Raw genomic sequence first — 26,929 nt, 5'->3', positions numbered from 1 at the left:
GTCCACCACCGGTTCTACACTCGCCAATTCACAGCTCGGCGGACACGAGGAGATCTGCGCAATGGGACTCATTCAGGCAGCGGTTGGTGCACTCGGCGGCACCTTTGCGGACCAGTGGAAGGACTTCTTCACGGTGCCCGACCGGTTGGCGCCGACGGCCGCGGTGTTCGCGGCCGAGAAGCGTGAGCAGAACGCCGGCCGCGGCTCGAACACCAAGGGCTCCGACGACATCATCACCAACGGCAGCCGCATCATCGTGCCGGAGGGCTACGGCCTGATCCTGCTCGAGCAGGGCGCGATCACCGGGTTCGCCGCCGAGGCCGGTGCCTACGAGTGGAACAGCGAAGAACAGGATTCGCAGTCGATCTTCGCCGGCGACGGCATCGTCAGCCCGCTCATCAAGACCTCGTGGGAACGCTTCAAGTTCGGTGGACGCCCCGGCGCCCAACAGCGCGCCTACTTCGTCACCCTGAAGGAACTCCCGAACAACCGCTTCGGCACCCAATCGGAGATCTACTGGGACGACGCCTACATGAACGCCCAGGTCGGCGCCGTCACCCGCGGTACGTACACCCTGAAGATCACCGACCCGATCCTGTTCATGCAGGCCTGGATGCCGGCCAAGTACCTCGAGCCCGGCCAGGTGTTCGACTTCACCGACATCGAGAACGACGCTGCGTCGCAGCTGTTCAACGAGGTCGTGGGCTCGCTCGCCCCGGCGTTCTCGATGTACACGAACGACCCGTCGAAGGGCAACCGGATCACCAAGATCCAGCAGGACTCGATCGGCTTCGCGCAGAGCCTGTCCGCCGCCGTCGAGCAGAACTACCAGTGGGCGTCCGGCCGTGGCCTCGAGATCATCTCGACCGCCATCATCTCGATCGAGTACGACGAGAACACCCGCGAACTGCTGCGCAACGTCCAGCGTGCCGACGCCTTGTCCGGCGCCCGCGGCAACTCGAACCTGCAGGCGTCGGTCGCCGCCGGTTTCGAAGGCGCCGGTGAGAACGGCGGTGCCGCCGGCCTGGTCGGCCTCGGCATGGCTGCCGGCGCGACCGGCCTGGGCGGGCTCCAGCAGCCGGTGCCCGGCATCGGTGCCCAGAGCACCCCGCCGCCCCCGCCGCCGCCCGCCGCCGGCGCAGCCGCTGCACCGCCGCCCGCACCGGCACCCGCCGCACCGGCGGCGCCCGCCGACGATCCGGTGGCCCAGCTCGCGAAGTTCAAAGAGATGCTCGATGCCGGCCTGATCACCCAGGACGACTACGACGCCGCCAAGAACAAGGTCCTCGGGCTCTGAGCCCGGGCGACCCTGACTCGATCACGTCGGTACCGACATGACGAACTTCCCGCCGCCGGGAGCGGGCGACCCGTCGACCGCTCGCGGCTCCCATCCAGATGCAACCGCCGACGGCGCTGCAGCAGCGCCGACGGCCCCGAGCGATCCCACCGATCTGGCCGATCCGACCGTCCCGACGCTCGACGACGTCGTCGACACCGGCGACCCCGTGATCGACACCAGCAACGACGGTCTCGACGACGGCATCAACCGATGCCCGAAGTGCGGCTCGACCGATGTCCAGCTGCGCGCCACCGCCGGTGAGCTCATCTGTCTGTTCTGCCGTCACCAGTGGTCGGAGGCCCGGCTCGACGAGACGATCGAGAACGGCGACCTGACGACGTTGACCGGAACCACGATCGGTTCGGGCGCGTCCGACATCGACGCCTCGGTCGACGTCGTCATGACGATGAAGTGTTCGGGCTGCGGTGCCGAGGTCGTCGTCAACACCGCCGAGAACATGACGGCCCGGTGTCACTGGTGCCGCCACGTGCTCACCGTCAACGAGCAGATCCCGAACGGCGCTGTGCCCGACGCCGTGTTGCCGTTCACGATCACGCACGGCGACGCCGTCGAGCGGATCAGGGCGTTCGCCGGCAAGCGCAAGCTCTTCGCCGACCGGGCATTCGCCGCCGAGTTCAAGCCGGAGAACATCGTCGGCGTCTACATGCCGTACATGGTGGTCGACAGCAACGCGAGCGCTGACATCACGGGCAAGGGCGAGATCCAGACACGCAAGTACACGAGAGGCTCTGGCGACAACGAGGAGACGGTGTACGACGCCGACCGCTACGAGGTCCGTCGCCACGTCGACTTCACGGTCGACGATCTCACCGTCGAGTCGTCGGCCGAGCGAGCGAACTTCGACTCGTCGGCGAACACGAACAACATCATCAACACGATCCTGCCGTTCGACACCGAGAACGCCGTGAAGTGGAACGCCAGCTACCTCACCGGGTACACCTCCGAGAAGCGCGACCAGGACGTCGCCCATCTGGTCCCCGAGGTCGAGGATCAGCTGCTCTCGATCGCTCGCTCGCAGGTCGAGCCGAGCGTGAAGAAGTTCGACCGCGGGGTGTGCTGGGAGGTCGAGAAGCTCGATGTGCACGGTACGCGGTGGGTGTCGATGTACCTCCCGGTCTGGCTGTACTCCTACTACCACGAGGTCAAGGGCAAGGGCATGGTGCACTACATCGCCGTGAACGGACGGACCGGCGAGGTGATGGGCAGCGTGCCCGTCTCGCACAAGCGGCTGCTCGCAGCGGCCGTGTCGGTCGGCGGCGTCATCGACGCCGGCGTGATCGCACTCATGGTGGCGACGTCATGATCGCTGCACTCGCTGCCGAACTCGCTGCGGTGTTCTCGACCGTCGTCCTCGCCGCGTCGTCCGACGACGGCGGCGTGCCCGGATGGCTCCTCCTCGCCGGGCCCGCCGGCGGTGGCGGCGTCTACTACGTCTCGTGGCGGTACTACCGCAACACCCACCAGTCCCACGCGTTCGAGCGCGAGACCCGCATCGAGGCGCAGTCGGTGACCGGTGACGAGAGCAAGATCAAGACGATCAAGGGCACCAAGAAGAAGAGCATCGACGGCCGGAACCAATCCGATCACCGTCGCCGCGTGATGCGCGCCCGCTGACCCTTCGAGTCGGGTGCATTCGGGTCGGGTGTCGTACGGGACGGCGACGGAGTCGACGTTCCGGGAGATCACCCGACCCGGGAACGTGCCGGTAGCGGTCAGCCGCCGCCCTCGCCCGGCGAGACGATCACGGGGGTGACGTCGCCCGACGGCCGGAGCCCCGCCCGGTCGGTCCACGCGTGGCTGATGGTGGGGTTCGCGGCCAGCGAGCGGAGCCGCTCCGCGATGGCGTCGCGTTCGTGCTGCAGGCTCGCTCGTCGTCCGATCTCGGTACTCGGCACCTCGGCCAGCTCGTCGTAGATCTCGCCGAGACGGCGCCGGAGCTCGGCTTCCTCGGTGGGTTGGTCGTCGCTGAGAGTGCCCATGTCGTCACCATCCCATGTCGTGCGGACGCCGTCAACGAGACGCTCGGCGATGGTGCACGTCGGGTTCAGGCTTCGGCGTCGGCGAGGAGTTGGACGAGGTTCATGACGCCCGGCAAGAGCGCCGCTCGTATCCGTGTGATGAGAGCCGCCTTGTCGCTCGGGAAGGCGCCGAGGGGGTATCAGCGGAGCGTTGCGGCGCCCCCCAGTAGTTGGGTGGCCCGCTGCGCGGCATCGACCACGACATCGACGTAGTGGTCGTGGGACGTGGCCACCCGACTGGTCGGTGCGACCAGGCCGATGGCTCCATAGACGCTCGCGGCGTGCTCGAAGATCGGTGCGGCGATGCCCGTGACCCCGGCTTCTGAGGTCTCGTCGTCGACTGCGAAACCGCGATCGCGTATCCGGCGGAGTTCCTCCTCCATTGTCCGCCGTGCGGATTCGCGCTCACGGGCGGGCATCGATCGCAGGTTGCGCGACACGATGTCGTCCCGCGGCCCGTCATCCAAGAAGGCGAGGACGGCGCGTCCGGACGCACGTCGGAGCTCGGGGCCGGCGTATCCGACGGTGAGACCACCGACCCGGAGCGGCTGAGTTCCTTCGACGAGCTCCTTGAGAATGACGCTGCGGCCGTCGAGCGTGGACAGGAACGCGGTCTCGTTCGTCGCGTCGTTGATCTGGCGGACCAGAACGGTGAGGTCGTGGCGGACGTCGAGGGCGCTCAGGTATGCGTGCGACAGCGTGCCGACGCCACCGCCGAGACGGAGTCGACCTGCGTCGTCGCGTTCGAGGTAGCCCCTCGCCACCAGCGTTCTGAGCAGGTGGTAGCTCGTGGTGAGGTTCAGCTGCAGCGCCGCTGCAACCTCTTTGACAGCCGGGGGTTCGTCGCTGGTCGCGACGAACTCGAGAAAGCTCAACGCTCGGTCGACGGTCTGCAACGTGTGCGGCGTCGACGTCGGCGACTCAGATGAGGGCATGCTGGCATTCTAGTTCAGATTTCGGTATATGAAAGATCCGTCACATATTGACATGCCCGTGGCCGGTCCATATGGTTCGCGGCGTTCGCTACGACAAGGGGTACCCAGCAATGATCGACACGTCCGAGACGGGACTCGATGCCGTCATCTGTCTCCACTCGCTGTTCCTCTCACCGCACATGTTCGAGGACCTGATCGCTGCCGGGGCTGGTCGCTTCCGATTCATCGCGCCAGAGTTCCTCGGCCAGGAGAACCGGCTCGACGAAGTGGCGTCGACGATCGTGACGATGGACGACGCTGCCGACGACCTCTGGAGGGTCATCGACGAGCTCGGCATCGAACGATTCAGCATCGTCGCCCAGTCGATGGGCGGCGACGTCGCCGTCCGGATGGCGGCACGGCAACCGCACCGGATACACCGGATGGTGTTGATGGGCACGTCCGCCTGTGCCGAACCACTCGACCAGCGAGCGGCGTTCACGGGGCTCGTCGACGAGGTCGCCGACAAGGGCTACTCGGAGGAGACGGTCGAGTTGCTCATGGGCATCCTCTTCGCGGCGTCAGCGCGTGCGAGCGAGGCGGCTGAAGCACGCATCCAACGATGGCGTCGTCACATCGAGTTGCTGTCACCGCGCCTCGCACCGGCGATGCGCGGTGTCGTCGAGCGCGACAGCGCAGTCGATCTGTTGGCGTCGATCATCGCTCCGACGCTGATCGTGTCGGGCGTCGAAGATCATGCTCGACCTCCGGCATGGTCCGACGAGTTGTTCGAGCACATCCCCGATGCGGAACTGTGGCGACTCAAGCGCGCTGGCCACAGCCCGCTCATCGAACAGCCGGACATCGTCAACGCCGCCACGCTCGACTTCCTCGACCGGCCGACAGCCGTCGCCTGACCGGAAGACGAATCGTGCCCGTACGGCTTCTCACACCCCACACCCTTCCGACGACGCCGACGCATCATCAGGTCGCCGTCTCGTCCGGATCACAGATGGTCTTCATCGCCGGCCAGGTAGCCCTGGACGCCAGTGGGGCCCACGTCGGCGGCGATGACGTCGCGGCCCAAGTCGAACAGTGCTACCTCAATGTCGCCGCCGCGCTCGGTGCAGTTGGAGCCACGTTCGACGATGTCGTGAAGCTGACTGCCTACGTCACGGACCTCGACCCCGCTGTGCTTCCCCAGTTCGGCGATGGTGTCGCTCGGGCCTGCGACCGTCTCGGCATCGCTCCGCCGATGGCACCTCTGACTGGCATCGGCGTGGCGGCGCTCGCCGAACCGGAGTTCCGCGTCGAGATCGAGGCAGTCGCCGTCCTCGCGCGACGGTGACGCCGACCGCTTACCGGTCTGTCCAGAAGGGGGCCCGGAGGTCGCGCTTGAGGATCTTGCCCGAGCCGGTCTTGGGGAGTTCGTCGAGCCAACCGTACGAACGCGGGATCTTGTAGCTCGCCAGGTGGGCCCGGGCGTGCTCGTCGACCGCTGCCTCGTCGATTCCGGAGCCGGGCCGGCCGACGATGATCGCGTGGACGGTCTCACCCCATTCCTCACTCGGGATGCCGAACACCGCAGCCTCGTAGATGTCGGGGTGTGCCTCGAGGGCCGCCTCGATCTCGGCCGGATAGATGTTCATCCCGCCCGAGATGATCATGTCCTTCTTGCGGTCGCAGATGTAGATGAAGCCCTCGTCGTCGCGGTACGCGATGTCTCCCACTGTCTGGAAGCCGTCGCGTCGGTCCTCTTCGTACTTGTCGTGCTGCTTGTAGTAGTCGTCGAACACCGCCGACGACCGGACGAACAGTTCGCCCGTCGCCTCGGGCCCGGTGTCGGTGACCACATCGCCGTCGGGCCCGTAGAGCCGCACCTCGACCATCGGCGCCTCCTTGCCGCACGACCCGGGCTTGCGCATCTGGTCCTCGGGACGCATCACCGTGTTCACGCCGAGTTCGGTCGAGCCGTAGACCTCCCACAGCGACTCGGGCGGGAAGTCGGCGACGTAGGCCTGCTTGAGGGCAAAGCTCCACGGAGCGGCGTTGGCGATCATCACCCGCATCGACGAACGGTCGTACCGGGCCTTCACCTCGTCGGACAGGTTGCAGATCATCCGGATCGGCGTCGGGGCCGAGAACGTCGACGTGGCCCCGTATGTCTCGAGCAGGCGGAGCCAGTCTTCCGGGTCGAACTTGCGTTGGAGGACGATGGTCTGACCCATGGCGAGCCCGATGCCCATGAACCCGCCCGGACCCGAGTGGTAGAGCGGCCCGGTCGTGAGGTAGACGTCGTCGGGGCGGTACCCGATGAACTCGAGCATGGCGGCGCTCTGCGCTGCGCTCGAGGCCGCGTGTCGGTAGGCGCCCTTCGGTTTGCCGGTGGTTCCCGACGTGTAGATCATCGTGGCGCCGCGGGCCATCTCCTCGTCGGGCGGCGGCGGTGGCTCGGCCGACGCCGCATCGACGAGCGGGTCGCACGCCGTCATCCCCTCGGGCACCCGGTCGGCGCCGCCGTCGAAGACCAGGATCGTCGCCACCTTCGGGATCGCATCGCGAACCCGGGCGAACATCGGTGCGAAGTCGGCGTCGACGTACACGGTGGTCGCGTCGGAGTGGTCGACCACGTACGCGGCTTCCTCGTCGGCGAGGCGGTAGTTGAGTGGCACGGCGACGGCGCCGACCTTGCGGGCGGCGTTGACCATCTCGACGATGCCCATCGAGTTCTGGCCGCACCACACGACCTTGTCGCCGGTGCCGACACCGTGGTCGAGCAACACGCGGGCGAGTCGGTTCGCGCGCGACTCCAGTTCGGTGTACGTGGCGGTGCGGATGTCGTCACCCTGCCCCGTGCGTCCACGGCGGTCGTCGATCACCGCGATCTTGTCGGGCTGGTTGGCTGCGTGCCCCGTCAGCAGATCCATGCCATGTCGTACCACGCAGCCGGGACCGCTCTGCGACCGGACGACCGGGTCAGGCTTCGGCGTCGCCGATGAGTTTCACGAGGTTCATGACGCCGGGCAGAACCGCCTCTCGCATCCGCATCAGCAGCGCCACGTTGTCCGGGTCGGACGTGTCGACGTCTCGCACGGTCCGGCTGAATCCGTTCAACCGGTTCTGGTCGAGGAACCTCGTCATCTCCGGCTGTTCCGACCACGCCCGCATGTTGACCGCGTTGGCGACGGTCAGCTTCAGCCAGTCGAGCCGGTCGTCGGGGATCGGCACCACGGTGGCGAGCGCGTTCTTGGCGTCGTCGCCACCGCCGACGCATGCTTCGATCCATGCGAGCACCGACGCCGAGAACGCCGGCTGGTACGCCCGCACCGTCTGCGGCGTGATGACGTGACCGTCGAAGATGGTGGTGGGCGCCTGCTTCGGGATAGCGCTCGCCGAGCAGTCGACGTGGATGTGGTCCGGCGAGGTCGGGATGGTGCCGCCGGTGAGCTCGATCTCGTGACTGCCGATGCGGGTCACCCGTCCGAGGCGGACGACATTGCGTACGCTCCGCAGCGCCTCGAGTTCCGGAGCGCTCACCGTCGGCGCGTGGAACATGCTCGGCTCCACAGAGGGGTCGAGTCGGACGAGCACGCCGCCGTCCTCGAGACGGGCGAACAGATCGTCGACGTCTGTCGCTGCGGCGCACGCCTCGTACTGGAGCGCCTGTGCCGTGAACGTCTGCCGGAACCGATCGGGTCCGGGCTGCACGGTCTCGCGCGGGATGAACCAGCCGTCGCGCGACATGATCCAGGTGATCGCCTCGGGGTCGACGCCCGCCCCGAGCAGCCACAGCACGGCGTCCATCGCCGTCTTGCCACCGCCGACGACCACCCAGCCGGCCGGTGGTTCGGTCACTTTCGGGAGATCGTTGAGCGGCATGAAGCGCGCATCAGGGTCGATCTCGAACGACGGGGTGTGCGTCGACGGCACCGTCGTCTTGAGGTGGGTCGTGTCGACGATCCGGCGGCGGGCCGTGATGCGATGCGTCTCACCGGTCAGCTGCGACCGGAAGCCACCGTCTCGGTCCCAGACGCTCTTCGGGAACCAGCGCACGCGTCCGGTCGGGAGCAGGTGGTCGTGCATGACGCCGTGGAAGTACTGCTGGATCTCGGCGCCGGTTGCCAGCTCACCGAGCCCTGCGTTCAAGCCGGTCGTGTCGATCCGGTCGCGCCCGAGCGGTGTCGAGGCGACGCCGTAGAACGACGACGGCTGGTGCAGCGTCACGAACGGGTATGCGTCGTTCCAGTGTCCGCCGGGTTCGGCGTGGGAGTCGATCATGACGACGTCGGCGTCGCAGTGGTCGACGAGGGTGTCGGCGAACGCCATGCCGACGCACCCGGTTCCGACGATCAGGTAGTCGGTCTCGATCTCGCTCATCCCGACCATCCTCGCATCTCCGCCCGCCGCCACTCACAGCTACTTCCCAGCCGGCTCCCGGCGGCCTGTCGGACGGACTCCGTACCGTCGGATGATGTCAGACATCATCCGAAACCCTCGATCGACCGGCCGGAGCAGTGCCCCGTCGGATGATGTCAGACATCATCCGACTCCGACAGCGGGGGCACGAACGAGTAGCTCGAGCGGTCGGTCCGGCAAGAAGACAGGAGCACCCCCCATGAGCATCACCCGACTGATCGCCGTTGCCTCGGTCGCCGCTGCGCTGGCCGCCGGCTGCACGGCGTCGACCGACGCCTCGGATTCGGCGACCGAAGCGACCGCGACACAGACCCTCGACGAGAGCGCAGCCGACCTGGCAGCCGACGACGTAATGAGCGACGGTGGCGACCTCGCACCCGGGGCCGTCACCGCCTCGGTGACCGGCGAGACCATCGAACTCGGCGACGAGCAGCTGATCATCGACCAGGGCGGCACGTTCGTGCTGACCGGATCGAGCAGCAGCAGCGTGGTCGTGAACACCGATGAAGCGGTGGTGCTCGTGCTCGACGGTGTCGACATCGCCAGTACGACCGGCGCGGCGATCGTCGTCGAGCAGGCCGACGACGTGACGATCGAACTGGCGGCCGGTAGTGAGAACCGCCTGGAGGACGCCTCGACGCGCAGCGACGAGGAGATCAATGCCGTGCTGTACAGCGAGTCCGACCTGACCATCACGGGGAGCGGCTCGCTCACGGTGCGGGCCAACTACGAGGACGGCATCGCGACCAAGGACGATCTCGAGATCGTGTCGGGCACGATCACGGTCGCCGCTCCCGACGACGGCATCCGCGGCCGTGACTCGATCACCCTCGTCGACGGTGTCATTTCGGTCGTCTCGGGCGGCGACGGTCTCAAGACCACCAACGAGGAAGAGGCTGATCGCGGCAACGTCCACATCGTCGGCGGCACGATCACCGTCGACTCGGGCGACGACGCGATCAAGGCGCAGACGACGATGGTCATCGACGGGGGAACGATCACGGTCGCGAACAGCGTCGAGGGCCTCGAAGCCAACAACATCACGATCAACGGTGGTGACATCTCGATCTACGCCGCTGACGACGGCATCAATGCGGTCGCCGGTGAGGTCGGGCTCGACGTCTTCATCACCGTCAACGGCGGCACCATCGCCGTCGAGGTCGGGTCGGGAGACACCGACGCCTTCGACTCGAACGGCGACCTCACCCTCAACGGTGGCGCCGTCACCGTCACGGCGCCGACCTCGTCGTTCGACGCCGACGGCACCGCCGTCATGAACGGCGGCACCCTCGTCGTCAACGGGCAGCAGCTGACGTCGATCCCGCAGAGCCGGCAGGGTGGTGGTGGTGGCGGTGGCGGTGGCGGTCGACCCTGAGCGACGACCGGTCGGAAGGCCGTCGAGGGACGGGCCGCAGCCCGCGGCCGTCAGGTGAGCAGCGGGATCGTGGCGACGTAGGCGACGATCAGCACGATGCCCTCCGTGCGGGTGACGGTGCGGCGGGTCGCCATCGCGATCGTGGCGAGGCCGGCGGCGACGACAGCGGCACCTGCACCGACGATCGTGAGCGAGGTGTCGTCGAGCGGCGGCGCACCGAGGATCCCGATCACGCCGCCGACGGCAAGCGCATTGAACAGGTTCGATCCGAGCAGGTTGCCGACGATCAGGTCGGTCTCGTGCCGACGTGCCGACTGGATGACGGTGACCAGTTCGGGGAGCGAGGTGCCGACGGCGACGAGGGTGACGCCGACGAATCCGCCCGACAGGCCGGTCTCGTCGGCGACGCGCATGGCGCCCCACAGCAGCAGCTGTGCGGTGGCGACGGTCGCCACGAGCCCGGCGACGGTGCGGCCGACCTCGACACCGAATCGATGGTGCTCGGCATCGGCGAGTTCGATGACGTCGTCGCCGACGGCGTCGGTCGGCTCGGCCCCGGGTTTGCGGGCGATGACGACGAGGCTGCCGGCGAGACCGGCGACGAGCAGCACGCCCTCCCACCGCTGGATGCCGCCTTGCACCGCGAGCGCAAAGGCGATCGTCGCGGCGAGCACGAGCGGGGCCTCGAGCCGGACCGTTCGCGATTCGACGGTGAGCGCGACGATGACCGCCCCGATGCCGAGCAGGAGGGTGAGGTTCGCCAGGTTCGACCCGACGACGTTGCCCACGGCGACCGCCGTGTTGTCGTCGAGCACGGCGAGGGCCGACACGAGCAACTCGGGAGCACTGGTCCCGAAGCCGACGATGACGACACCGACGACGAGTGACGGCACGTTGCGGATGAGTGCAACTCGCGCCGCGCCGATGACGAACTGATCTGCGGCCCAAGCGAGGGCTGCCACGCCGACGATGATCGCCGCGACACCGAGCAACACGCTGACCTCCGGATCATGTGATGGTTGCAGCCGGAAACGTATCCGCCTCGGAGGTCGGAACGGTACGGCGGCGTCAGAACTTTGCAATCACTCGCATCGCCCTGCGATCGACGAGTTGAAAATGTATCAAGTGATGTATATTCGAGGAGATGAGCTCACTCCCTGGCATCGACAACGAGTTGGACCCCGACGTCTCTCCGGCTCCGAGTGGCTTCGCTCCGGACGCCGCCGACCAGGCGGACCTCGTCCCTGCGATTTATGGACGAATCGACTTCGACGTCCAGCCGGAACGATTCACGACCGACATCGACGCAAAGACCGAGATGCCACGGCGCTTTCTGGCGGAGCGCGAAGAGATGCTCGCGAACGAGCATCTGGTGGGGCTGATGCGCCTGTACACGATGACCGGCGACCGGACGGCCGACGCGTACGCCGCCCTGATGCCCGATTTCGGCTTCCGTCGTTTGGTCGACATGCTCGAGCTCGCTTGCGACAGCGGCATCGATGCTGTGGCCGATGCGCCACCGGAGCTGCACGCCTTCATCACCGAGATGGAGATCGTTCCCGCCTGGCTCGATCGTGATCTCGTCGAAGAGGGTGCACGGCAGGAGCTGATCAACTACGTGCACGTCGCTCCACTCGCGCTGCGCGGCGGGCTGCTCGCGACGTTCGTCAACAAGTACTCGGCGCTCCCGATGGCCTTGACCGGCACGCTCTCGGGCAAGCGGAGTGCAAAGCGCTCGTTCGAGACAGGGAGCTTCTTCGGGTCGACGATCATGCCCAGAGCGCTCGAACGATCGGGCGCTGGGTTCAAGGCCGCCGCCAAGGTGCGCCTGATGCACTCGATGGTGCGCTTCAACCTCATGCGCGGCGACCGGTGGGACCCCGCCGTCTACGGCATCCCGATCCCACAGGTCGATCAGATGCCGGCCGGGATGTTCGGCATGTATCTCATGTCGCTGAAGGTGTTGAGTTCCGGGCGCGAGGAGTTCACACCTCAAGAGCGTGCACGGGTCGAACTCGCCCGCTACCGCTGCTACCTCCTCGGACTGCCCGAAGCACTGCTCGCCGATTCACCACGTGCGATCCGGGACGTCTGGTTGACGCGGCAGGCGACGTTGCGCTCCGAGTTCGACGACGCGACGTGTGGCAGTTTGCTGCGCGCCACCATGGAAGCGGACCTGTTCGACCAACCCGGCCTCGGCAACGCCGTGCACCGCTGGTGCGAAGACGGGTTCTCCAGGATCTTCCTCGTGAAGAACTTCCTGAACGGGAACTTCGAGCGGGCACAGTCGCTCGGCATCGACGTGACGCGCACCCACCGCGTGGCGGCCACCATCGGCTACGCCTACGCAATCGCGCGGGTTCACCTGTTCGAGGCGCTGGTCAAGGTTCCGAAGATCGGCCCGATCGCGTACCGGAACCGGGTGCGGAAACTGGCGAAACAGCTCGAGTCATACGGCCACGCCGACTTCGTCACCGACGCCTCCAAGTACGCTCAGGCGGCGTGAGTACGACTCTTCTCGCCGCGCCATCTGTCGATACCGAGCCGCGGCGCCATCATGGGCGACCGCGCCGCTGACCAGCGCCGGCGGGGAGAGTACGCCAAGTCGGCGCTGACTCGGCAGGCGATCCTGTCGGCCGCGTTTCCCATCTTCGGTGCCCGAGGACTCGATGGCGCCAGCACGCGCGAGATCGCCAAGGCCGCCGGGGTCAATCAGCCTGCGATCAACTACCACTTCGGCTCGAAAGAACTGCTGTACCGAGCGTGTGCCGAGCTCGTGGTCGAGGGCTACCGAGAGCAGGTCGGCGCACTGCGCGCTGACGCTCTGCGGGGTCTGGAGCGGCGGGCGAGCCCGGAGGAAGCCGCCGATCTGTTGAGCGCTCTGATGGACGGGTTGGCCGACCTCTTGATCTCCGACCCGACCGCCCGGTCGTGGGCCGGTTTCGTCTTTCGCGAGATGAGCGAGCAGGGCGAGGCGGCGCGCTTCTTGCACGAGCACATCTGGCGGCCGGGGACCGAGTTGGTCGCGCAACTCATCCAGGTCATGTGGCGCTGTGAACCGGGCTCGCCGAGCGACGAGGCTCAGCTCGAGGCGCTGCTCCTGATCGCCGATCTGGTTGCGTTCACCAATGGGCGGCCGGTCTCGATGCAGATTCTCGGGTGGGACGACATCGGTCCGACGGAACTGGCTCAGATCAAGCAGGCCATGTCGCGTCGGGTTCAGGATCTGGCCGCGCGGTGCTCGGATGGGGGTTGCCCGACGGCATCGAACCGATCTCCGTCACGCGGCGATTCGAGGTGACGCCCGGACGACGCCCTGTCGTTGCCGCGCCGGCGCAGCGTCCATGATCCGACGACGGCGGCGAGCGCAGCGGCGACCGCGGCGTCCAAGAGGTAGTGGTTGCCGGTTGCGACGATCGCCAGCAGCGTGACGGCAGGGTGGGCGAGCCACCACCACCGGTACCGGCTGGAGGTGAGGACGATGATCCCCACGGCCACCATCAACGCCCACCCGAAGTGCAGCGAGGGCATGGCGGCGAACTGGTTCGCCACCGATCGACTCGGATCCTCGGGGTAGATGCTGGGCCCGAACACACGCAGTGTGTCGACGTACCCGTCGAGCATCCGAGGAGGCGCGAGTGGGAAGGCGACGTGGATTGCCATCGCCGCCATCGTCACCCCGACGAACCAATTCCGGATCGCCGGGTAGCGGTCGCGGTGGCGGGCGAAGGCCCAGACGAGGAAGGCCACGGTGGCAGGGAAGTGCACGGCGACGTAGAAGTGGTTGAGGAACTCGATCAGGCCGGGCACATCGAGGACGCGCCGCTGCACCGTCAGCTCGGCCGTCCAGCCGAACCATCGCTGCGCGTCGATGACCCGTTGCGCGTTCGCGGTGGCGGCGGTGACCGAGTCGTTCGTGATGACCCGCCCGAACCGGTACACGCCGAACACCGCCGCGGCGATCGCCAGCTCCGCCGCAGCGCGCACCGCCAACGAGCGGTTGCCGGGTCGGCCGGTCGATTGTGCGAGTGCGAATGCCACGGTGCCACTCTGCGGGAAGAGGGGGTGGGAAACGTCCCCCCTTCGGTGGATTGGGTGGTCATCCATTCGGAGGATGCCGAGCGCTCAGAGGCGAGCGTTGCCGACGAGCGTTGTGACGGCACCGTCCCTGGTGGCCGTGCTCGGGCCTCGTCGAGCGAGGCGTGCCTGCCGGTCAGTCGGCGTGCGCAGTCAGCCAGCCGACGACGTCGGCGGTGACCTCGTCGCGGTTGGTCTCGTTGAGGATCTCGTGGCGGGCGCCCGGGTAGACCGTGACGGTGACGTCGGCGATGCCGGCGTCCCGATACCGCTGGCCGAGCAGTTCGACCAGCTGGCCGCCGCCGGCAAGGGGGTCGTCGCTGCCGGATGCGATCAGGACCGGCAGGTCGCCGCGGATCTTGCCGAGCTCCGAAGGGAGGGAGAGCCGCTCGGCCGGCCCGAACAGCAGGGGCATCGTCTCGTCGGGCACGTCGAACCCACACCACGGGTCGGCGACGTACGCGTCGACCTCGGCCTCGTCGCGCGACAACCACTCGTAGCCCGTGCGGCGTTCGAAGCCGGCGTTGAACGCCTCGAGCCCCGCCGGAGCGTCGGCGGGAGCGTTCGCCATCGCCGCCGCGAGGGCGTCCATCGCGGTCGAGCCCGACAGGACGACGCCGGCGTACTGCTCGGACGAGTCGATCATGACCATCTGCGACGCGAACGAACCCATGGAGTGGCCGAACAGGAACACCGGGAGGCCGGGGTGCGCATCGGTCAGCTGGGCGCCGTACTGCGCCACGTCGGCGGCGAGCCCGTCGAAACCGGGGGCGCCGAACCGTCCGAGGTCGTGCTGCCCGGTCCGGCCGTGCCCGCGATGGTCGGTCGCGAACGCCTGGAAGCCGGCGGCGTTGAGGGCGCGGGCGAAGCGGTCGTAGCGGGCGCCGTGTTCGGCGAGGCCGTGCGCGATCTGGACGACGCCGCGAGGGTCTCCCTCGACGTCGGTCCACTCGGTGGTGGCGATCTCGGTGCCGTCTGCGGCGGAGGTGAACGAGGACTGCTGCGACGTCATGCGGGCATCATCGCGCGTCGAACGCCGCGTCGATCCTGTCGAAGCGACGGCGGATGAACGCACGGCTTTCCTCGTGTGTGAAGACGTAGAGGCGTCGTGTCCTGATCGCATCGAGGACCTGTTCGGCGACCTCGTCGGCACCGAGCATCCGGCCGGCCAGCTGTTCGTCGTCGAGATCGAGATCGAGGTGGTCCGGGGCGCCGCCGTAGCTGTCCTGCCGGTTGCGGGCCGATCGGTCGATGTCGCTCTCGATCCGCATCGGGCACACGACCGACACGCCGATGTCGTGCTCACGGCATTCGCGTGCGAGCACCTCGCTGAGTGCGACGACGCCGTACTTGGCGACGCAATACGGACCGAGCTCGACGTTCGGCACCATGCCGGCGAACGACGAGGTGTTCACGATGTGACTCGGCCCGCCCTGCTCGATCATTCGGGGGAGGAACGCTTCCACGCCGTGGATCGGGCCCCACAGATCGACGTCGATCGTCCAGCGCCAGTCATCGTGGGTCATCTCCGAGATCGGACCGGTCACGGCCACGCCGGCGTTGTTGAACAGGACATCGACGCGTCCGAACCGGTCGTACGCGGCGTCGGCCAGGGCCTCGACGGAAGAGAGCGAGGTCACGTCGGTGACGAACGGCATCGGCTCCGGGCCGAGCGCTGCGACCTCGTCGACGGCATTGGTCAGCCGCGCCCGGTCGACGTCGGCGAACACCACGTGCATGCCCGCTCGTGCGAGCCGCTTCGCCGTGGCGAGGCCGATACCGCTGGCGGCTCCGGTGATCACGGCGACGCCGTTCTCGATGGCCGTCACGTCGGATCTCCGGCCGGTGGGGTGGTTGCGTTCGCAGGCATGCGGCGATCCTCGCACACCGGAATTGTGGCGGTCGTGGTGGGCGGCTTTGCCGGTTGACGACCGACATCATCGTTGATATCTTCACACATATGCAGGTTTCGGTGATGGCGAAGAGTGGCCGTTGTTCGGCCGATCAGCCGGGTCGGGTCGATTCGGTGGCCAACGCGCTCATCGACGTCGAGGTCGCTGCCGATCTGGCGTCGCTCTTCCGGCTGTTGGGCGACCCGACCCGGGTCCGGATCCTGTTCGCCCTCTTGGAAGCGGGCGAGTTGTGTGTACACGACATCGCAGCGGTGGTCGACACGTCCGAGACGAAGGTGTCGCAGGCGATGCGGCTGCTGCGCAATGCCGGCGTCGTTCGCAATCGCCGTGAGGGCCGCAACATCATCTACCGACTCGACGACGCCCACGTCCGGATGCTGCTCGACATCTCACGCGAACACGTCGCTCACCTCGGGAACGAGGGCTGATGGGCCACGACCACGATCACGGTGCCGGGCTCGAGCGAGCGGGGGAGCGTCACAAGGGGCGACTCGTCGCCGCCTTTGTGCTGATCGGCGGCTTCTTCGTCGTCGAGGCCGTCGCCGGCATCTGGACGAACTCGCTCGCGCTCCTGTCCGACGCCGCCCACATGCTCACGGATGTGATCGGCATCGGCATGGCGTTGGCCGCGATCCAGCTGGCCTCGCGATTCGAGCGTCGGCGCGACGAGGCGCGGTCGAGGCACACGTTCGGGTTGTACCGACTCGAGATCCTGGCAGCCTTCGTCAACGCCCTGTTGTTGTTCGGTGTCGCGTTCTGGGTCCTGATCGAGGCGGCACGTCGACTGACCGACGGTCCCGAAGTGCTGGGCACCCCCATGCTCGTCGTCGCCGCCTTGGGGTTGCTCGCGAACATCGTCGCCTTCCTCCTGCTACGAGCGGGCTCGAAGGAATCGCTCAATGTCGAGGGTGCCTATCTCGAGGTGCTCGCCGACACCGTCGGATCGGTCGGCGTGATCGTCGCCGCCGTCCTGCTCCAACTCTTCGGATGGGCCTGGGTCGACCCGGTCATCGGTGCCGCGATCGGACTCTGGATCCTGCCCCGCACCTGGCATCTCGGCCGGCGGGCCGTGCGTATCTTGCTCCAGGCGGCGCCCGAGGGCGTCGACATCGACGAACTCGCCGATCGACTCGCCGGCCTCGATGACGTGGTCGACGTGCACGACCTGCACGTGTGGACGCTGACCTCGGACATGGATGCGGCGTCGGCGCACCTGATGGTCACCGACGACGCCGACACGCACGGGGTCCTCGACCAGGCTCGCCACCTCCTCGCCGACCGCTACGGCATCACCCACGGCACCTTCCAGGTCGAACCGAGCAGCCACGTCGGCTGCGCAGACGTCACCTGGTAGCGCCGCCGCCGACGCACTCGGTCGGTCGCAATCAGACGGCGATCGCCGTGGTGCGGGCGATCAGGTCGTGCCACGTGCGCCGGTCTCTGTCGACCAGGGCCCACCAGAACCCGAGCCCGAGCGGCACGAGGCTCACCACCATGGCGAGCGTCCGAACGGTGGCACGTCCGAACGACACCGGCGCGCCGGTGGTGGCATCGGCGACGCGGATCCCGACTGCCGCCTGCCCGAGCGTCCGACGGCGGCTGACCGCCCAGCTGAACGCCAGCGCGAAGACGGTGGCGAGCGTCCAGAACATGATCCGGCTCAACCGTGCGTCGGCCGGATCGGTGAGACAGACCTCCGTGTTGTCGTTCCACGTGCACTGGAGTCCGCCGCGACCGGTCAGCAGGAAGTAGACCTGCACCGGGACCGGCACACAGACGAACGCCACCACGGCGTCGAGCACGAGCGCGCCGGCGCGCTGCACGAACGGCGCCGACCGGTACCTCGGCCGGTGTGGTGCGTCGAGCGGCTGATAGCCCGTTCGTGGTTCGGTGTTCATCAGGAGTGTCCGGTCGACGTCTCCCGCCGATCGACGGGATCCGTGTTCGTCGTTGCCGGAATGGAATCCTGTCAGACCGGGAGGTCAACCGTCGGCGACGGTTTCAGCGACGAGATCAGCGGAAGGTCGTGGAGATCGTCGGGGTGAGATCGATGACGAATGATTCGGAGTTGTCGGCCGCCAGGGCGGGCGGTGGCGCGGATCGAGGCCGAAGCGGCCGCCTGGTGCTGCTAGACCGTCGCGGTGGATATCGGCACGGCGATGGGGGCGGGGTGGTCGTCGGGTATCAGCGTGTACGGCGTTCTGGCGGTGCTCGGTCTCGCCGGTCGCTTCGACTGGGTCGACGCTCCGTCGTTCGTCGAGCAGTGGTGGGTGATCGCCACGGCGGTCGTGCTGTTCTGCGTCGAGTTCGTCATCGACAAGATCGCCCTTCTCGACACGGTCTGGGACGGTGTCCACACGTTCGTCCGGCCGGCGATCGGTGGACTCCTGATGGCGACGGCGACCGACACGGCCTGGTCGACTCCCGCGCTCGCTGCGTCCGGCGTACTCCTGGCGTTGAGCAGCCACAGCGCAAAAGCGTCGACGAGGCTCGTCGTCAACTCGTCGCCCGAACCGGCGTCGAACGTCGTGGTCAGCCTGGCCGAGGACGGGCTCGCGGCCGCGGTGATGGCGATCGCCATTGCCCGCCCGGAACTCGCCGTCGCCGTCGTCGCGCTGTTGACCGTGCTGTCGATCGCAGCGGCTTTCGTGCTGTACCGCGTCGCTCGTCGCCTCGGCCGCAACCTCCGTGCGGCGACATCGCGTCGCCGTGGCCAGGGCGACCCGCCCGACCCGACACCGGTCTGAACAGGATCGGCCGACCCGCGCCCTGGTCGCCGCAGTCGGTCGTGCGAGAGGCACCCACTCGTCAGTGAATGCCCCGGAGAGCGGATGACGGGAATCGAACCCGCGTCATCAGCTTGGGAAGCTGAGGTTCTACCATTGAACTACATCCGCGTGTCCTGCGTTGCCGCAGGAGTGGGTCAGGATAGCGCTCGCTTCACCGGATGGCGAAGCCATCGAGCGGGTCGAGCAGGACCCACCGCTGGAGCTTGAGGCGGACCCGCTCGCCGACGTCACCGACCGGCTGACGGACGACGATCTCCCGGCCGCCGATGTCGACCGTCGTGGTGGCGGCGCCCGACCACGTCATCGTCCGCACCACGGTGCCGGCGACATCGCCGGCACCGACCGTCGGCTGCCACCACTCGGGCCGGGTGATCATCAGCAGATCTCGCCCGGCGTGAGCCCGAACGTTCGACGCCCAGGCGCGGACCCGGAAATCGGGGTGGACGAGCCATGCGCCGCCGCCGTCGGGTTCGACGGACACTCGGTCGATGGACGCGTCGCCCGTGAGGACGGCCGACGCCGCAGTTCTCGGATGCTCGAACACCTGGGCGAATGTGCCCACCTGCACCATCCGGCCCTGTTCCATCACGACGATCCGGTCGGCGACGTCGGCGACGTCGGCAGGGTCGTTCGTTGCCATGAAGGTGGTGACCCCGAACTCAAGCTGCAAGTAGCGCAACTCGCGACGCAGCACCGCCGATCGTTCACCCTCGATCGCGGCGAACGGCTCATCGAGGAGTAACACGTCGGGCATGTGCACGAGAGCACGGGCGACCTGCACCATCTGTGCCTCGCCCGCCGAGAGTTCGGCTGCACTGCGCGTCAGGAGATGGCCGATGCGAAGGCTGTGGGTCTGGACGCCGATGCGATCGGCGATCTCGGTCGCGGTCTGCTGGCGTGCTTCCAGCGGCATGGCGATGTTCCGGGCGACACTGCGCACGCCGAGGAGTGCCGGTTCGTGCGGCACGAACGAGGTGTTCCGTTGGCTCGGCGACGCTCCGGTCACATCGACATCGTCGAACCGGATCGTGCCGGAGTCGACCGGATCGAGCCCGGTGATGGTCCGCAGCAAAGACGTCTTGCCCGCTCCGGACGGTCCGATCACCACGGTCAGCGAGCCCGGCGATGCCTCGAGCGAGACATCGTCGAGGATGGTGTTGCTCTGCCTGCGGACGGTCACGTGCTCGAGCGCCACCTGTGTCACGGCGCCATCCTCGCGGATTCGACCATCGGGCGGAAGCCGGTTCGATTGAGCCGCTTCGTCGACGGGTACGTACCCGTCGATGTCGATCCTTCACCGCAACGACGAAACCGACACCGACGACGTGCCGTCCCGCGACGACGTCGTCGACGTGACGGCGCCGATGGTGCCCGACGACGTCAACGACGTGCGCGACGACGAGCACGGCAGGGCCGCCACCAACCCCCTGAAGATGCCCTGGCGTGGCTGGCGCGACGTAGCGCTCCGTGTGAAGGACGAATGGGGCAACGACCACGTCGGGATGGCCGCCGCAGCCGTTGCGTTTTATGCGTTCCTGGCCCTCATCCCGGCCATGGCGGCGCTCGTCTCGATTCTCGGGCTGGTCGCCCAGGGCGACGATCCGCAGGAAGTCATCGAGGACTTGTTCGGGGCGCTGCCGTCCGAAGCGCAGTCGCTGCTGTCGGATCAGCTCGCCACGATCAGCGAATCGTCCTCGGGCTCGCTGTCGTTCGGTCTCGTGGTCGGTGTCGTCTTGTCGATCTGGTCTGCCTCCGGAGCGATCGGACAGCTGGTCAACACGATCAACATCGCCTACGACGAAGAAGAGACACGCAGCTGGTTCGCCCGCAAGGGTGCTTCCCTCGTGCTGACGTTCGGCGCGATCCTCTACGTCGCCTTCGCCGTCTTCATGGTGGTGGCGTTGCCACAGATCATCGATGCGTCGGCGCTCGGTATCGGCACCCGCCGGATCCTGAACATCCTCATCTGGCCCGGTCTCGCGATCAGCTTCATGCTCGCCCTGGCGGTGCTCTACCGCCTCGGCCCGGATCGCAGTGCCGCACGCTGGCGGTGGGTGTCGGTCGGTTCGGTCTTCGCTGTGGTCGCCTGGATCGCCGTGACGCTCGGGTTCCGCTTCTATGTCGGCCAGTTCGGGTCGTACAACGAGACGTACGGCTCGCTCGCCGGCGTGATCATCGCCTTGTTCTGGCTCTGGCTCACTGCGGTCGTGATCCTGCTCGGTGCCGAGATCAACGCGGAGATGGAGCACCAGACCGCCCACGACACGACTGTCGGTGGCGATCAGCCGATGGGCGAGCGGGGCGCCGTGAAGGCCGACACCCTCGGCGAACTGCAGTAACGGTTCGGCCGTCAGTCGGTCGACCAGTAGCTGCGCATCAGCTCGTGCGACCACTCGGGTTGACGAACCTCCCCACGTGGGAGGAACTCGGCCATCACCGGCTTGATATCGAGCACCGGCGTCCCGTCGATCGCGTCGAGTCCACGCACGTGCACGTGGGTGCCGTCGACCTGCACGAGGCGGCACATCGTCACGCCGATCCGGTTCGGGCGCTTGCTGGCTCGTTGGGCGAAGATGCCGACTTTCGGCCAGGCCTCGTTGTTACGTGGATGTCGGGCGTCGACGGTCACCTCGTCGTCGGAGACGCCGTGGAAGCGGAACACCACCTCGACGTGGGAGAAGTCGGCGAGGCCGGCGGTGGTGTCGCGACCGAAGCGGACCGCGAGACGGATGACCGACACCTCGGCGTCCCAGTTGTCGTCCTGGCGCTGCGCTCGGCTGCCGACGACGTACCCGATCGGCTCGATCCCGGTCTCCATCACTGGTCCTCCTCGTGCTCCTCCATCGCCGACGCTACTGCTCGGGAACGATCGTCTCGTTCGCCCAGCCCGCGCCGAACGCCGGCCCGATCGTCGTCGCCGCGGTTCTGGCTCAGCTTGCGCTTCGCATCGACCCGGTCGACCGTCAGTTCGACGCCGACGATGGCCCGGACGAGCTTGGTGATGTGGTCGTCCGGCGCGTCGGTGACGGCCCACGGGGAGGGGAAGGCTGCCTCGTTCGTGTCGGTGAGGGCGGTGATCTGACGGCGCACCCACTCGGCGTCGTCGTGGGCGACCAGCCGACCGTGGAGGTGGACGACCTCGTAGTTCCACGTCGGGACGACCCGGCCGTGCTCGGCCTTGCTCGGATACCAGCCCGGTGACACGTAGGCGTCGGTGACCGGCACGATCAGCAGGGCGTCGCACGGCGCCGCTCGCCAGACACTGTTCGGGCGGGCGAGGTGGGCTCGCACTGTTGTGAGTTCGTCGTCGGCCACGAACGGCACCGGCGTCGACGTGAGGGCACCGTCGTGGGTGACGACGAGGTGGCCGAAGCCTGCGGTGCGAACGAGGTCGAGGACGACATCGTCCCGATGCTCCCGGAAGGCCTGTGGTTCGTACACGTCGCCGACGGTAGCGCTCGCCACCGTCGGTGCAGGACCGCGTCTCGAACGGGTCAGGTACCTCGCTTGCGGCTCAGTGCGTCGACGCTCGATGCCAGCAGCAGGGCGAGCCCGGCGCACATGAACTTGATGCCGGAGCTGCCGAAGTCGACCTCGCCGAAACCCGGGATGTCCTGCTTGCCGACGAGTGTCAGACCGTTCGGGATGAGCGCGAGCACGAAGCCGCCGAGCACGGCGTTGAGCATCCGGCCCTGGCCGCCGAACAACGACGTGCCGCCGATCACCGCGGCGCCGACCGCCAGCAACAAGGTGTCGTTGGCACCGGTGTTCGGGTCGACCGAGTTGACGCGCGAGGCGAGGAACATGCCGCCGATGCCGGCGATCAGCCCCGTTGCCGTGAAGGCCGACAGCCGAATACGGGTCACGTTGATGCCGGCACGCCGCGCCGCCTCGGCGTTGCCGCCGACGGCATAGAGGTGTCGCCCATAGCGGGTTCGGGTCAGGATGAACGTGAGGACGAGCAACAGGACGAGCACGAGCGGTACGACGTAGGGCATGCCCTCGATCGGTGCGGGGGCGTTCGGGAAGGCACGGTTCTGGTTGAGGATCACGGTGACGACGGCAGCGCCGACGGCAGCGAGGCCCCACTTGATCGCGATGAGCGACACGGGGACCGCACCGTGCGACATCCGCTGACGGCGGACGAGGGAGATGCCGTAGAGCACGAGCGTGGTGACGGTGAAGATCCACGAGACGGCCGGGCTCATCGAACCGCCGACCATGTCTTTCACGATCTGGTTGTCGATCCGCACACTGCCGCCCTGGCGGACGAGCTGCAGCAGGATGCCCTGGAAGAGCAGGAAGTTCGCGAGCGTCACCACGAACGACGGGATGCCGACGCGGGCGACCATGAATCCGGTGAACGACCCGAGCAGCATGGCCACCAACATCGACGCGATCAACGCCGGTATCAGCGACCATTCCTCGAGTCGCGTCGCGAGGACGGCGGCCGACACACCGGCGGTGAATCCGGCGGCCAGGTCGATCTCGCCGAGGAGCAGGACGAAGGTCACCGCCATTGCGATCACGATGACCGCGGACGACTGTTCGAGGAAGTTCGCGAAGTTGATCTTCGACAGAAAGCTGTCGGGGCTGACGGCGCCGAACACCGTGACGAGCACGATGATGGCGAGGATCGCAGGCAGTGAGCCGAGCTGGCCGCCCTTGAGACGGGCGATCGAGTCGTCGATCGCTCCGCGCAGGTCGCGCGGTGCGGTGTCGAGCGCGAAGTCGCTCGCAGCCTGGGTGGCGATGGGGGAGTCGGCGGCCGCGCTGCTGCCGGCGTCGTCGTCTCCGGGGGTGGTGGCGGTCGTGACGTCGCTCATCAGACGGTCGCCTCCTCGTGCAGGCCGACGTCGCCCGAGCGGCCGGACGTGATCAGTTCGACGAGGAACTCTCGGGTGGTCGCGTCGTCGACCTCGACGTCGGCCACGACCCGGCCGAGATACATGCAGGCGACACGGTCGGACACCTCGAGGACCTCGTTCATGTTGTGCGAGATCAGCACGACGCCGAGGCCCTGCTCGGCGAGCCGGCGGACCAGGTCGAGCACCTGGCGGGTCTGGGCGACGCCGAGCGCCGCGGTCGGCTCGTCGAGGAGCACGACCTTCGAGTTCCAGAGCACGGCCTTCGCAATGGCGACCGTCTGGCGTTGACCGCCCGACAGCGACGACACGAGCTGGCGGACGCTCTTGACCGTGCGAACGCCGAGCCCGGCGAGGGTGTCGCGTGCGGCCTGTTCCATCGAGTGCTCGTCGAGCAGGCCCTTCGACAACCGCTCGCGGCCGAGGAACATGTTCTGGACGATGTCGAGGTTCTCGCACAGCGCGAGGTCCTGGTACACGACCTCGATCCCGAGCTCGGCGGCGTCGCGAGGCCCGTCGATCTCGACGTCGTTCCCTTCGAACCGGAACCGGCCCGAGTCGCAGCCGTAGATGCCGGTGATGCTCTTCACCAGCGTCGACTTGCCGGCGCCGTTGTCGCCGATCAACGCGGTGACGGTGCCCGGGTACACGGTGAAGTCGACGTCGTGCAGGACGTGTACCGGTCCGAACGACTTGTTGACGCCCCTCACTTCGAGGAGCGGAGTGTCAGCACTCATGGGTGCGGGTCCCCCTCAGTAGACGAGTCGGCGATCTTCCCGGAACGCCCCCGACTCACGAGCGTACCGAGCGGACGAAATCCGTCGGATGACTGCGCCCGGACACACGTCGGGGTGGTCGCCTCGGGCGAGGCGACCACCCCGGGTGTCACGGCACGCGTCGGCGCCTAGAGGCCTGCGGCCTCGCAGGCGTCCTCGATGCCGTCGCACACATCGTCACGGCTGACGAAGCCGTCGTCGATGGGGACGTTGATGTTGTCGATGAAGATGCCGGTGACTTCGCCTTGGACGAACGGGATCTCGCCGTTCTCGTTGTCGATGGTGGCGCCGGTGTCGGGTGCTTCGTCGTTGAGGAGCGCGACCGCGGCGGCGACCGCGGCTTCGGCCTCGACGACGACGGGCTTGTAGACGGTCATGCACTGGGTGCCCTGGAGGATGGCGCGGAGTCCGTCGACGGTGGCGTCCTGGCCCGTGGTCGGCAGGGTGAGGCCGTTGTCGGACAGCACCGCCTGCGCGGCGAGCGACAGGCCGTCGTTGGCGACGAGGACACCGTCGACCTGGCCGCCGGCGGCGGTCAGGAGCTGCTCGAAGATGACGCCGCCCTGGGCGTTGTCCCAGTCGGGCACGGCTTCTTCGCCGACGGTTTCGAACCCGGCGCCTTCGATGGCGGCCTGGTAGCCCTCACGGAACAGGGTCGCGTTGTTGTCGGTCGGTGAACCGTGGAGCTGGATGATCCGCTTGCCTTCGGTGTCGCCACCGAAGCATTCGATCAGGCCTTCGCCCTGGGTGGTTCCGACGGCGACGTTGTCGAAGCTGACGTACACGTCGGCGGAGCCGCCGAGGGTGAGACGGTCGTAGTCGATGTTCTTCACGCCGGCCGCGGCGGCCTTTTCCTGGATCGCGGCGCCGGACTCGGAGTCGAGGTTCACGATCGCGAGCACGCCGATGCCGTCGGCGATCATCTGGTCGGCGATCGTGGCCATGTTGTCCTTGTCGCCTTCGGCGTTCTGGATCAGGCACTCGATCCCGGCCTCGTCACACGCAGCTTCGATCAACGGACGATCGAAGTCCTCCCAACGAGCCGACGACGCCGAGTCCGGCAAGATGAACCCCACCTTGCCGTCCGCCGACGCACCCTCGTCGCCATCGTCACCCGACGAACCGTCGGTCGAGATGCCCGCCTCGGCGCACAGGTCCTCGAGACCGGCACACACGTCGGCGGCGCTGACGAAGCCGTCGTCGATGGGGACGTTGATGTTGTCGATGAAGATGCCGGTGACTTCGCCTTGGACGAACGGGATCTCGCCGTTCTCGTTGTCGATGGTGGCGTCGGTGTCGGGTGCTTCGTCGTTGAGGAGCGCGACCGCGGCGGCGACCGCGGCTTCGGCCTCGACGACGACGGGCTTGTAGACGGTCATGCACTGGGTGCCCTGGAGGATGGCGCGGAGTCCGTCGACGGTGGCGTCCTGGCCCGTGGTCGGCAGGGTGAGGCCGTTGTCGGCGAGCACTGCCTGCGCGGCGAGCGACAGGCCGTCGTTGGCGACGAGGACACCGTCGACCTGGCCGCCGGCGGCGGTCAGGAGCTGCTCGAAGATGACGCCGCCCTGGGCGTTGTCCCAGTCGGGCACGGCTTCTTCGCCGACGGTTTCGAACCCGGCGCCTTCGATGGCGGCCTGGTAGCCCTCACGGAACAGGGTCGCGTTGTTGTCGGTCGGTGAACCGTGGAGCTGGATGATCCGCTTGCCTTCGGTGTCGCCACCGAAGCATTCGATCAGGCCTTCGCCCTGGGTGGTTCCGACGGCGACGTTGTCGAAGCTGACGTACACGTCGGCGGAGCCGCCGAGGGTGAGACGGTCGTAGTCGATGTTCTTCACGCCGGCCGCGGCGGCCTTTTCCTGGATCGCGGCGCCGGACTCGGAGTCGAGGTTCACGATCGCGAGCACGCCGATGCCGTCGGCGATCATCTGGTCGGCGATCGTGGCCATGTTGTCCTTGTCGCCTTCGGCGTTCTGGATCAGGCACTCGATCCCGGCCTCGTCACACGCAGCTTCGATCAACGGACGATCGAAGTCCTCCCAACGAGCCGACGACGCCGAGTCCGGCAAGATGAACCCCACCTTGCCGCCGGCCGCATCGCCGGAGTCCCCGTCGTCGCCCGAGTCGCCCGAGTCGCCGTCGTCACCGGCGTCTGCGTCGTCGCCGGAATCGTCCGGCGCGTCGGTGGTGTCGCCACCGTCATCGTCGTCGCCGCATGCTGCTGCGACGAGCGAGAGTGCCGCGACGAGCACGGCGCCCTTCTTCAGGCTGCTTCTCATGTGTCCCCCTTCTGGACGTGCCGACCGTTCGGCCGACAGATCGTTCGTCGGCTCGTCGGCAACGAGCCGGGGCGCCGTGCGAGACCCGTCCCCCGACGTGCCTGCACGATTCGGCCACCCCTCTCTCGGCCGAGTCAGCTGACGTTTGTC

At 67.6% G+C, this 26,929-nt stretch carries 27 protein-coding genes and 1 tRNA gene; 12 read left to right on the top strand and 16 right to left on the bottom strand.

Going from position 1 to position 26,929, the window contains the following annotated elements; translation table 11 throughout:
* Window positions 1-61: 61 nt before the first annotated feature.
* From BDK89_RS18740 to BDK89_RS18730, 3 genes are read left to right on the top strand one after another with little or no spacing between them, the layout of a single operon-like run.
* Complete coding sequence (locus BDK89_RS18740) at window positions 62-1,297, top strand: SHOCT domain-containing protein (RefSeq protein WP_133870401.1); 1,236 nt, start codon at window positions 62-64, stop codon at window positions 1,295-1,297.
* A 37-nt stretch (window positions 1,298-1,334) separates the two neighbouring features.
* Window positions 1,335-2,663, top strand: a complete 1,329-nt coding sequence (locus tag BDK89_RS18735; protein ID WP_133870400.1) for a TFIIB-type zinc ribbon-containing protein — start codon at window positions 1,335-1,337, stop codon at window positions 2,661-2,663.
* Window positions 2,660-2,974 (top strand): hypothetical protein, encoded by a 315-nt coding sequence (locus tag BDK89_RS18730; RefSeq protein WP_208294128.1) that lies wholly within the window; start codon window positions 2,660-2,662, stop codon window positions 2,972-2,974. The genes BDK89_RS18735 and BDK89_RS18730 overlap by 4 nt, the downstream gene beginning before the upstream one ends.
* 98 nt (window positions 2,975-3,072) lie before the next feature.
* Here BDK89_RS18730 and BDK89_RS18725 read toward each other — a convergent pair whose 3' ends face one another.
* Together BDK89_RS18725 and BDK89_RS18720 are read right to left on the bottom strand one after the other, a co-directional pair.
* Window positions 3,073-3,339, bottom strand: coding sequence for a hypothetical protein (locus tag BDK89_RS18725; RefSeq protein WP_133870399.1), 267 nt, complete (start codon window positions 3,337-3,339; stop codon window positions 3,073-3,075).
* Window positions 3,340-3,518: 179 nt separating this feature from the next.
* Window positions 3,519-4,313 (bottom strand): IclR family transcriptional regulator, encoded by a 795-nt coding sequence (locus tag BDK89_RS18720; protein WP_133870398.1) that lies wholly within the window; start codon window positions 4,311-4,313, stop codon window positions 3,519-3,521.
* Window positions 4,314-4,384: 71 nt separating this feature from the next.
* Between BDK89_RS18720 and BDK89_RS22235 the strand changes: the two genes are divergently transcribed.
* Together BDK89_RS22235 and BDK89_RS22610 are read left to right on the top strand one after the other, a co-directional pair.
* The gene (locus BDK89_RS22235) at window positions 4,385-5,209 is read left to right on the top strand and encodes an alpha/beta fold hydrolase (RefSeq protein WP_133870397.1); all 825 of its coding nucleotides are present in this window, start codon (window positions 4,385-4,387) and stop codon (window positions 5,207-5,209) included.
* Between the two features lie 14 nt (window positions 5,210-5,223).
* On the top strand, window positions 5,224-5,640 hold the full coding sequence (locus BDK89_RS22610; RefSeq protein ID WP_424955291.1) for a RidA family protein: 417 nt from the start codon (window positions 5,224-5,226) through the stop codon (window positions 5,638-5,640).
* 10 nt (window positions 5,641-5,650) lie between these two features.
* On the opposite strand, the gene BDK89_RS18705 is transcribed toward BDK89_RS22610, so the two are convergent.
* Together BDK89_RS18705 and BDK89_RS18700 are read right to left on the bottom strand one after the other, a co-directional pair.
* On the bottom strand, window positions 5,651-7,219 hold the full coding sequence (locus tag BDK89_RS18705) for a class I adenylate-forming enzyme family protein (RefSeq protein ID WP_133870395.1): 1,569 nt from the start codon (window positions 7,217-7,219) through the stop codon (window positions 5,651-5,653).
* Between the two features lie 49 nt (window positions 7,220-7,268).
* Complete coding sequence (locus tag BDK89_RS18700; protein WP_133870394.1) at window positions 7,269-8,669, bottom strand: NAD(P)-binding protein; 1,401 nt, start codon at window positions 8,667-8,669, stop codon at window positions 7,269-7,271.
* Between the two features lie 238 nt (window positions 8,670-8,907).
* Here BDK89_RS18700 and BDK89_RS18695 point away from each other — a divergent pair, with 238 nt between their 5' ends.
* On the top strand, window positions 8,908-10,083 hold the full coding sequence (locus tag BDK89_RS18695) for a carbohydrate-binding domain-containing protein (RefSeq protein ID WP_208294125.1): 1,176 nt from the start codon (window positions 8,908-8,910) through the stop codon (window positions 10,081-10,083).
* Window positions 10,084-10,133: 50 nt separating this feature from the next.
* On the opposite strand, the gene BDK89_RS18690 is transcribed toward BDK89_RS18695, so the two are convergent.
* A complete protein-coding gene (locus tag BDK89_RS18690) occupies window positions 10,134-11,078 on the bottom strand; it encodes a sodium:calcium antiporter (RefSeq protein ID WP_279586799.1) in 945 nt (314 codons plus the stop codon).
* 149 nt (window positions 11,079-11,227) lie between these two features.
* Here BDK89_RS18690 and BDK89_RS18685 point away from each other — a divergent pair, with 149 nt between their 5' ends.
* Window positions 11,228-12,589: an oxygenase MpaB family protein gene (locus BDK89_RS18685; protein WP_133870392.1), complete on the top strand. Its 1,362-nt coding sequence runs from the start codon at window positions 11,228-11,230 to the stop codon at window positions 12,587-12,589.
* 51 nt (window positions 12,590-12,640) lie between these two features.
* The gene (locus BDK89_RS18680; protein ID WP_133870391.1) at window positions 12,641-13,384 is read left to right on the top strand and encodes a CerR family C-terminal domain-containing protein; all 744 of its coding nucleotides are present in this window, start codon (window positions 12,641-12,643) and stop codon (window positions 13,382-13,384) included.
* Here the strand turns inward: BDK89_RS18680 and BDK89_RS18675 are convergent.
* The 3 genes from BDK89_RS18675 to BDK89_RS18665 form a co-directional block, all read right to left on the bottom strand.
* Window positions 13,303-14,124 (bottom strand): phosphatase PAP2 family protein, encoded by an 822-nt coding sequence (locus BDK89_RS18675; RefSeq protein WP_208294124.1) that lies wholly within the window; start codon window positions 14,122-14,124, stop codon window positions 13,303-13,305. The genes BDK89_RS18680 and BDK89_RS18675 overlap by 82 nt on opposite strands.
* A 172-nt stretch (window positions 14,125-14,296) precedes the next feature.
* Window positions 14,297-15,172 carry an alpha/beta fold hydrolase gene (locus tag BDK89_RS18670; RefSeq protein ID WP_133870389.1) on the bottom strand — a complete coding sequence of 292 codons (876 nt, stop codon included), beginning with the start codon at window positions 15,170-15,172 and terminating at the stop codon, window positions 14,297-14,299.
* A 7-nt stretch (window positions 15,173-15,179) separates the two neighbouring features.
* Complete coding sequence (locus tag BDK89_RS18665) at window positions 15,180-15,989, bottom strand: SDR family NAD(P)-dependent oxidoreductase (protein WP_133870388.1); 810 nt, start codon at window positions 15,987-15,989, stop codon at window positions 15,180-15,182.
* A 197-nt stretch (window positions 15,990-16,186) separates the two neighbouring features.
* Between BDK89_RS18665 and BDK89_RS18660 the strand changes: the two genes are divergently transcribed.
* Together BDK89_RS18660 and BDK89_RS18655 are read left to right on the top strand one after the other, a co-directional pair.
* A complete protein-coding gene (locus BDK89_RS18660) occupies window positions 16,187-16,501 on the top strand; it encodes an ArsR/SmtB family transcription factor (RefSeq protein WP_243839221.1) in 315 nt (104 codons plus the stop codon).
* Window positions 16,501-17,427 (top strand): cation diffusion facilitator family transporter, encoded by a 927-nt coding sequence (locus BDK89_RS18655; RefSeq protein WP_133870386.1) that lies wholly within the window; start codon window positions 16,501-16,503, stop codon window positions 17,425-17,427. The genes BDK89_RS18660 and BDK89_RS18655 overlap by 1 nt, the downstream gene beginning before the upstream one ends.
* A 31-nt stretch (window positions 17,428-17,458) precedes the next feature.
* Here the strand turns inward: BDK89_RS18655 and BDK89_RS18650 are convergent, their stop codons facing one another.
* Window positions 17,459-17,971 carry an RDD family protein gene (locus BDK89_RS18650; RefSeq protein ID WP_133870385.1) on the bottom strand — a complete coding sequence of 171 codons (513 nt, stop codon included), beginning with the start codon at window positions 17,969-17,971 and terminating at the stop codon, window positions 17,459-17,461.
* A 243-nt stretch (window positions 17,972-18,214) separates the two neighbouring features.
* Between BDK89_RS18650 and BDK89_RS18645 the strand changes: the two genes are divergently transcribed.
* A complete protein-coding gene (locus tag BDK89_RS18645; protein WP_133870384.1) occupies window positions 18,215-18,820 on the top strand; it encodes a DUF4126 domain-containing protein in 606 nt (201 codons plus the stop codon).
* 79 nt (window positions 18,821-18,899) lie between these two features.
* Here the strand turns inward: BDK89_RS18645 and BDK89_RS18640 are convergent.
* Together BDK89_RS18640 and BDK89_RS18635 are read right to left on the bottom strand one after the other, a co-directional pair.
* Window positions 18,900-18,970: transfer RNA gene (locus tag BDK89_RS18640), tRNA-Gly, on the bottom strand.
* 43 nt (window positions 18,971-19,013) lie between these two features.
* A complete protein-coding gene (locus BDK89_RS18635) occupies window positions 19,014-20,066 on the bottom strand; it encodes an ABC transporter ATP-binding protein (RefSeq protein WP_166657688.1) in 1,053 nt (350 codons plus the stop codon).
* 79 nt (window positions 20,067-20,145) lie between these two features.
* Between BDK89_RS18635 and BDK89_RS18630 the strand changes: the two genes are divergently transcribed.
* The gene (locus tag BDK89_RS18630) at window positions 20,146-21,201 is read left to right on the top strand and encodes a YihY/virulence factor BrkB family protein (protein ID WP_133870382.1); all 1,056 of its coding nucleotides are present in this window, start codon (window positions 20,146-20,148) and stop codon (window positions 21,199-21,201) included.
* 11 nt (window positions 21,202-21,212) lie between these two features.
* Here BDK89_RS18630 and BDK89_RS18625 read toward each other — a convergent pair whose 3' ends face one another.
* From BDK89_RS18625 to BDK89_RS18605, 5 genes are all read right to left on the bottom strand, one after another.
* A complete protein-coding gene (locus BDK89_RS18625) occupies window positions 21,213-21,680 on the bottom strand; it encodes an SAM-dependent methyltransferase (protein WP_133870381.1) in 468 nt (155 codons plus the stop codon).
* Window positions 21,680-22,303 (bottom strand): FMN-binding negative transcriptional regulator, encoded by a 624-nt coding sequence (locus tag BDK89_RS18620; RefSeq protein WP_166657687.1) that lies wholly within the window; start codon window positions 22,301-22,303, stop codon window positions 21,680-21,682. The genes BDK89_RS18625 and BDK89_RS18620 overlap by 1 nt, the downstream gene beginning before the upstream one ends.
* Before the next feature lie 53 nt (window positions 22,304-22,356).
* Window positions 22,357-23,688 (bottom strand): sugar ABC transporter permease, encoded by a 1,332-nt coding sequence (locus tag BDK89_RS18615; RefSeq protein ID WP_133870379.1) that lies wholly within the window; start codon window positions 23,686-23,688, stop codon window positions 22,357-22,359.
* Entirely contained in the window at window positions 23,688-24,464 is a 777-nt protein-coding gene (locus BDK89_RS18610; protein WP_133870378.1) for an ATP-binding cassette domain-containing protein, read from the bottom strand. Before BDK89_RS18610 ends, BDK89_RS18615 begins: the two co-directional genes overlap by 1 nt.
* A gap of 167 nt (window positions 24,465-24,631) precedes the next feature.
* Window positions 24,632-26,779 (bottom strand): sugar ABC transporter substrate-binding protein, encoded by a 2,148-nt coding sequence (locus BDK89_RS18605; RefSeq protein WP_133870377.1) that lies wholly within the window; start codon window positions 26,777-26,779, stop codon window positions 24,632-24,634.
* Window positions 26,780-26,929: the final 150 nt, after the last annotated feature.

Source organism: Ilumatobacter fluminis, assembly GCF_004364865.1.
Lineage (GTDB): Bacteria > Actinomycetota > Acidimicrobiia > Acidimicrobiales > Ilumatobacteraceae > Ilumatobacter > Ilumatobacter fluminis.
Note: the sequence above shows the minus strand (reverse complement) of the source record. Positions and strands in the feature narration are given on the sequence as shown.

What these genes read in the sequence shown, in the direction of transcription:
- BDK89_RS18720 (WP_133870398.1), bottom strand. Translation starts at nt 4,313, where the DNA reads ATGCCCTCATCTGAGTCGCCGACGTCGACGCCGCACACGTTGCAGACC.
- BDK89_RS18700 (WP_133870394.1), bottom strand. Translation starts at nt 8,669, where the DNA reads ATGAGCGAGATCGAGACCGACTACCTGATCGTCGGAACCGGGTGCGTC.
- BDK89_RS18670 (WP_133870389.1), bottom strand. Translation starts at nt 15,172, where the DNA reads ATGACGTCGCAGCAGTCCTCGTTCACCTCCGCCGCAGACGGCACCGAG.
- BDK89_RS18740 (WP_133870401.1), top strand. Translation starts at nt 62, where the DNA reads ATGGGACTCATTCAGGCAGCGGTTGGTGCACTCGGCGGCACCTTTGCG.
- BDK89_RS18730 (WP_208294128.1), top strand. Translation starts at nt 2,660, where the DNA reads ATGATCGCTGCACTCGCTGCCGAACTCGCTGCGGTGTTCTCGACCGTC.
- BDK89_RS18650 (WP_133870385.1), bottom strand. Translation starts at nt 17,971, where the DNA reads ATGAACACCGAACCACGAACGGGCTATCAGCCGCTCGACGCACCACAC.
- BDK89_RS18695 (WP_208294125.1), top strand. Translation starts at nt 8,908, where the DNA reads ATGAGCATCACCCGACTGATCGCCGTTGCCTCGGTCGCCGCTGCGCTG.
- BDK89_RS18630 (WP_133870382.1), top strand. Translation starts at nt 20,146, where the DNA reads ATGTCGATCCTTCACCGCAACGACGAAACCGACACCGACGACGTGCCG.
- BDK89_RS18610 (WP_133870378.1), bottom strand. Translation starts at nt 24,464, where the DNA reads ATGAGTGCTGACACTCCGCTCCTCGAAGTGAGGGGCGTCAACAAGTCG.
- BDK89_RS18705 (WP_133870395.1), bottom strand. Translation starts at nt 7,219, where the DNA reads ATGGATCTGCTGACGGGGCACGCAGCCAACCAGCCCGACAAGATCGCG.
- BDK89_RS18685 (WP_133870392.1), top strand. Translation starts at nt 11,228, where the DNA reads ATGAGCTCACTCCCTGGCATCGACAACGAGTTGGACCCCGACGTCTCT.
- BDK89_RS18655 (WP_133870386.1), top strand. Translation starts at nt 16,501, where the DNA reads ATGGGCCACGACCACGATCACGGTGCCGGGCTCGAGCGAGCGGGGGAG.
- BDK89_RS18605 (WP_133870377.1), bottom strand. Translation starts at nt 26,779, where the DNA reads ATGAGAAGCAGCCTGAAGAAGGGCGCCGTGCTCGTCGCGGCACTCTCG.
- BDK89_RS18615 (WP_133870379.1), bottom strand. Translation starts at nt 23,688, where the DNA reads ATGAGCGACGTCACGACCGCCACCACCCCCGGAGACGACGACGCCGGC.
- BDK89_RS22235 (WP_133870397.1), top strand. Translation starts at nt 4,385, where the DNA reads ATGGTTCGCGGCGTTCGCTACGACAAGGGGTACCCAGCAATGATCGAC.
- BDK89_RS18735 (WP_133870400.1), top strand. Translation starts at nt 1,335, where the DNA reads ATGACGAACTTCCCGCCGCCGGGAGCGGGCGACCCGTCGACCGCTCGC.
- BDK89_RS18680 (WP_133870391.1), top strand. Translation starts at nt 12,641, where the DNA reads ATGGGCGACCGCGCCGCTGACCAGCGCCGGCGGGGAGAGTACGCCAAG.
- BDK89_RS18725 (WP_133870399.1), bottom strand. Translation starts at nt 3,339, where the DNA reads ATGGGCACTCTCAGCGACGACCAACCCACCGAGGAAGCCGAGCTCCGG.
- BDK89_RS18625 (WP_133870381.1), bottom strand. Translation starts at nt 21,680, where the DNA reads ATGGAGACCGGGATCGAGCCGATCGGGTACGTCGTCGGCAGCCGAGCG.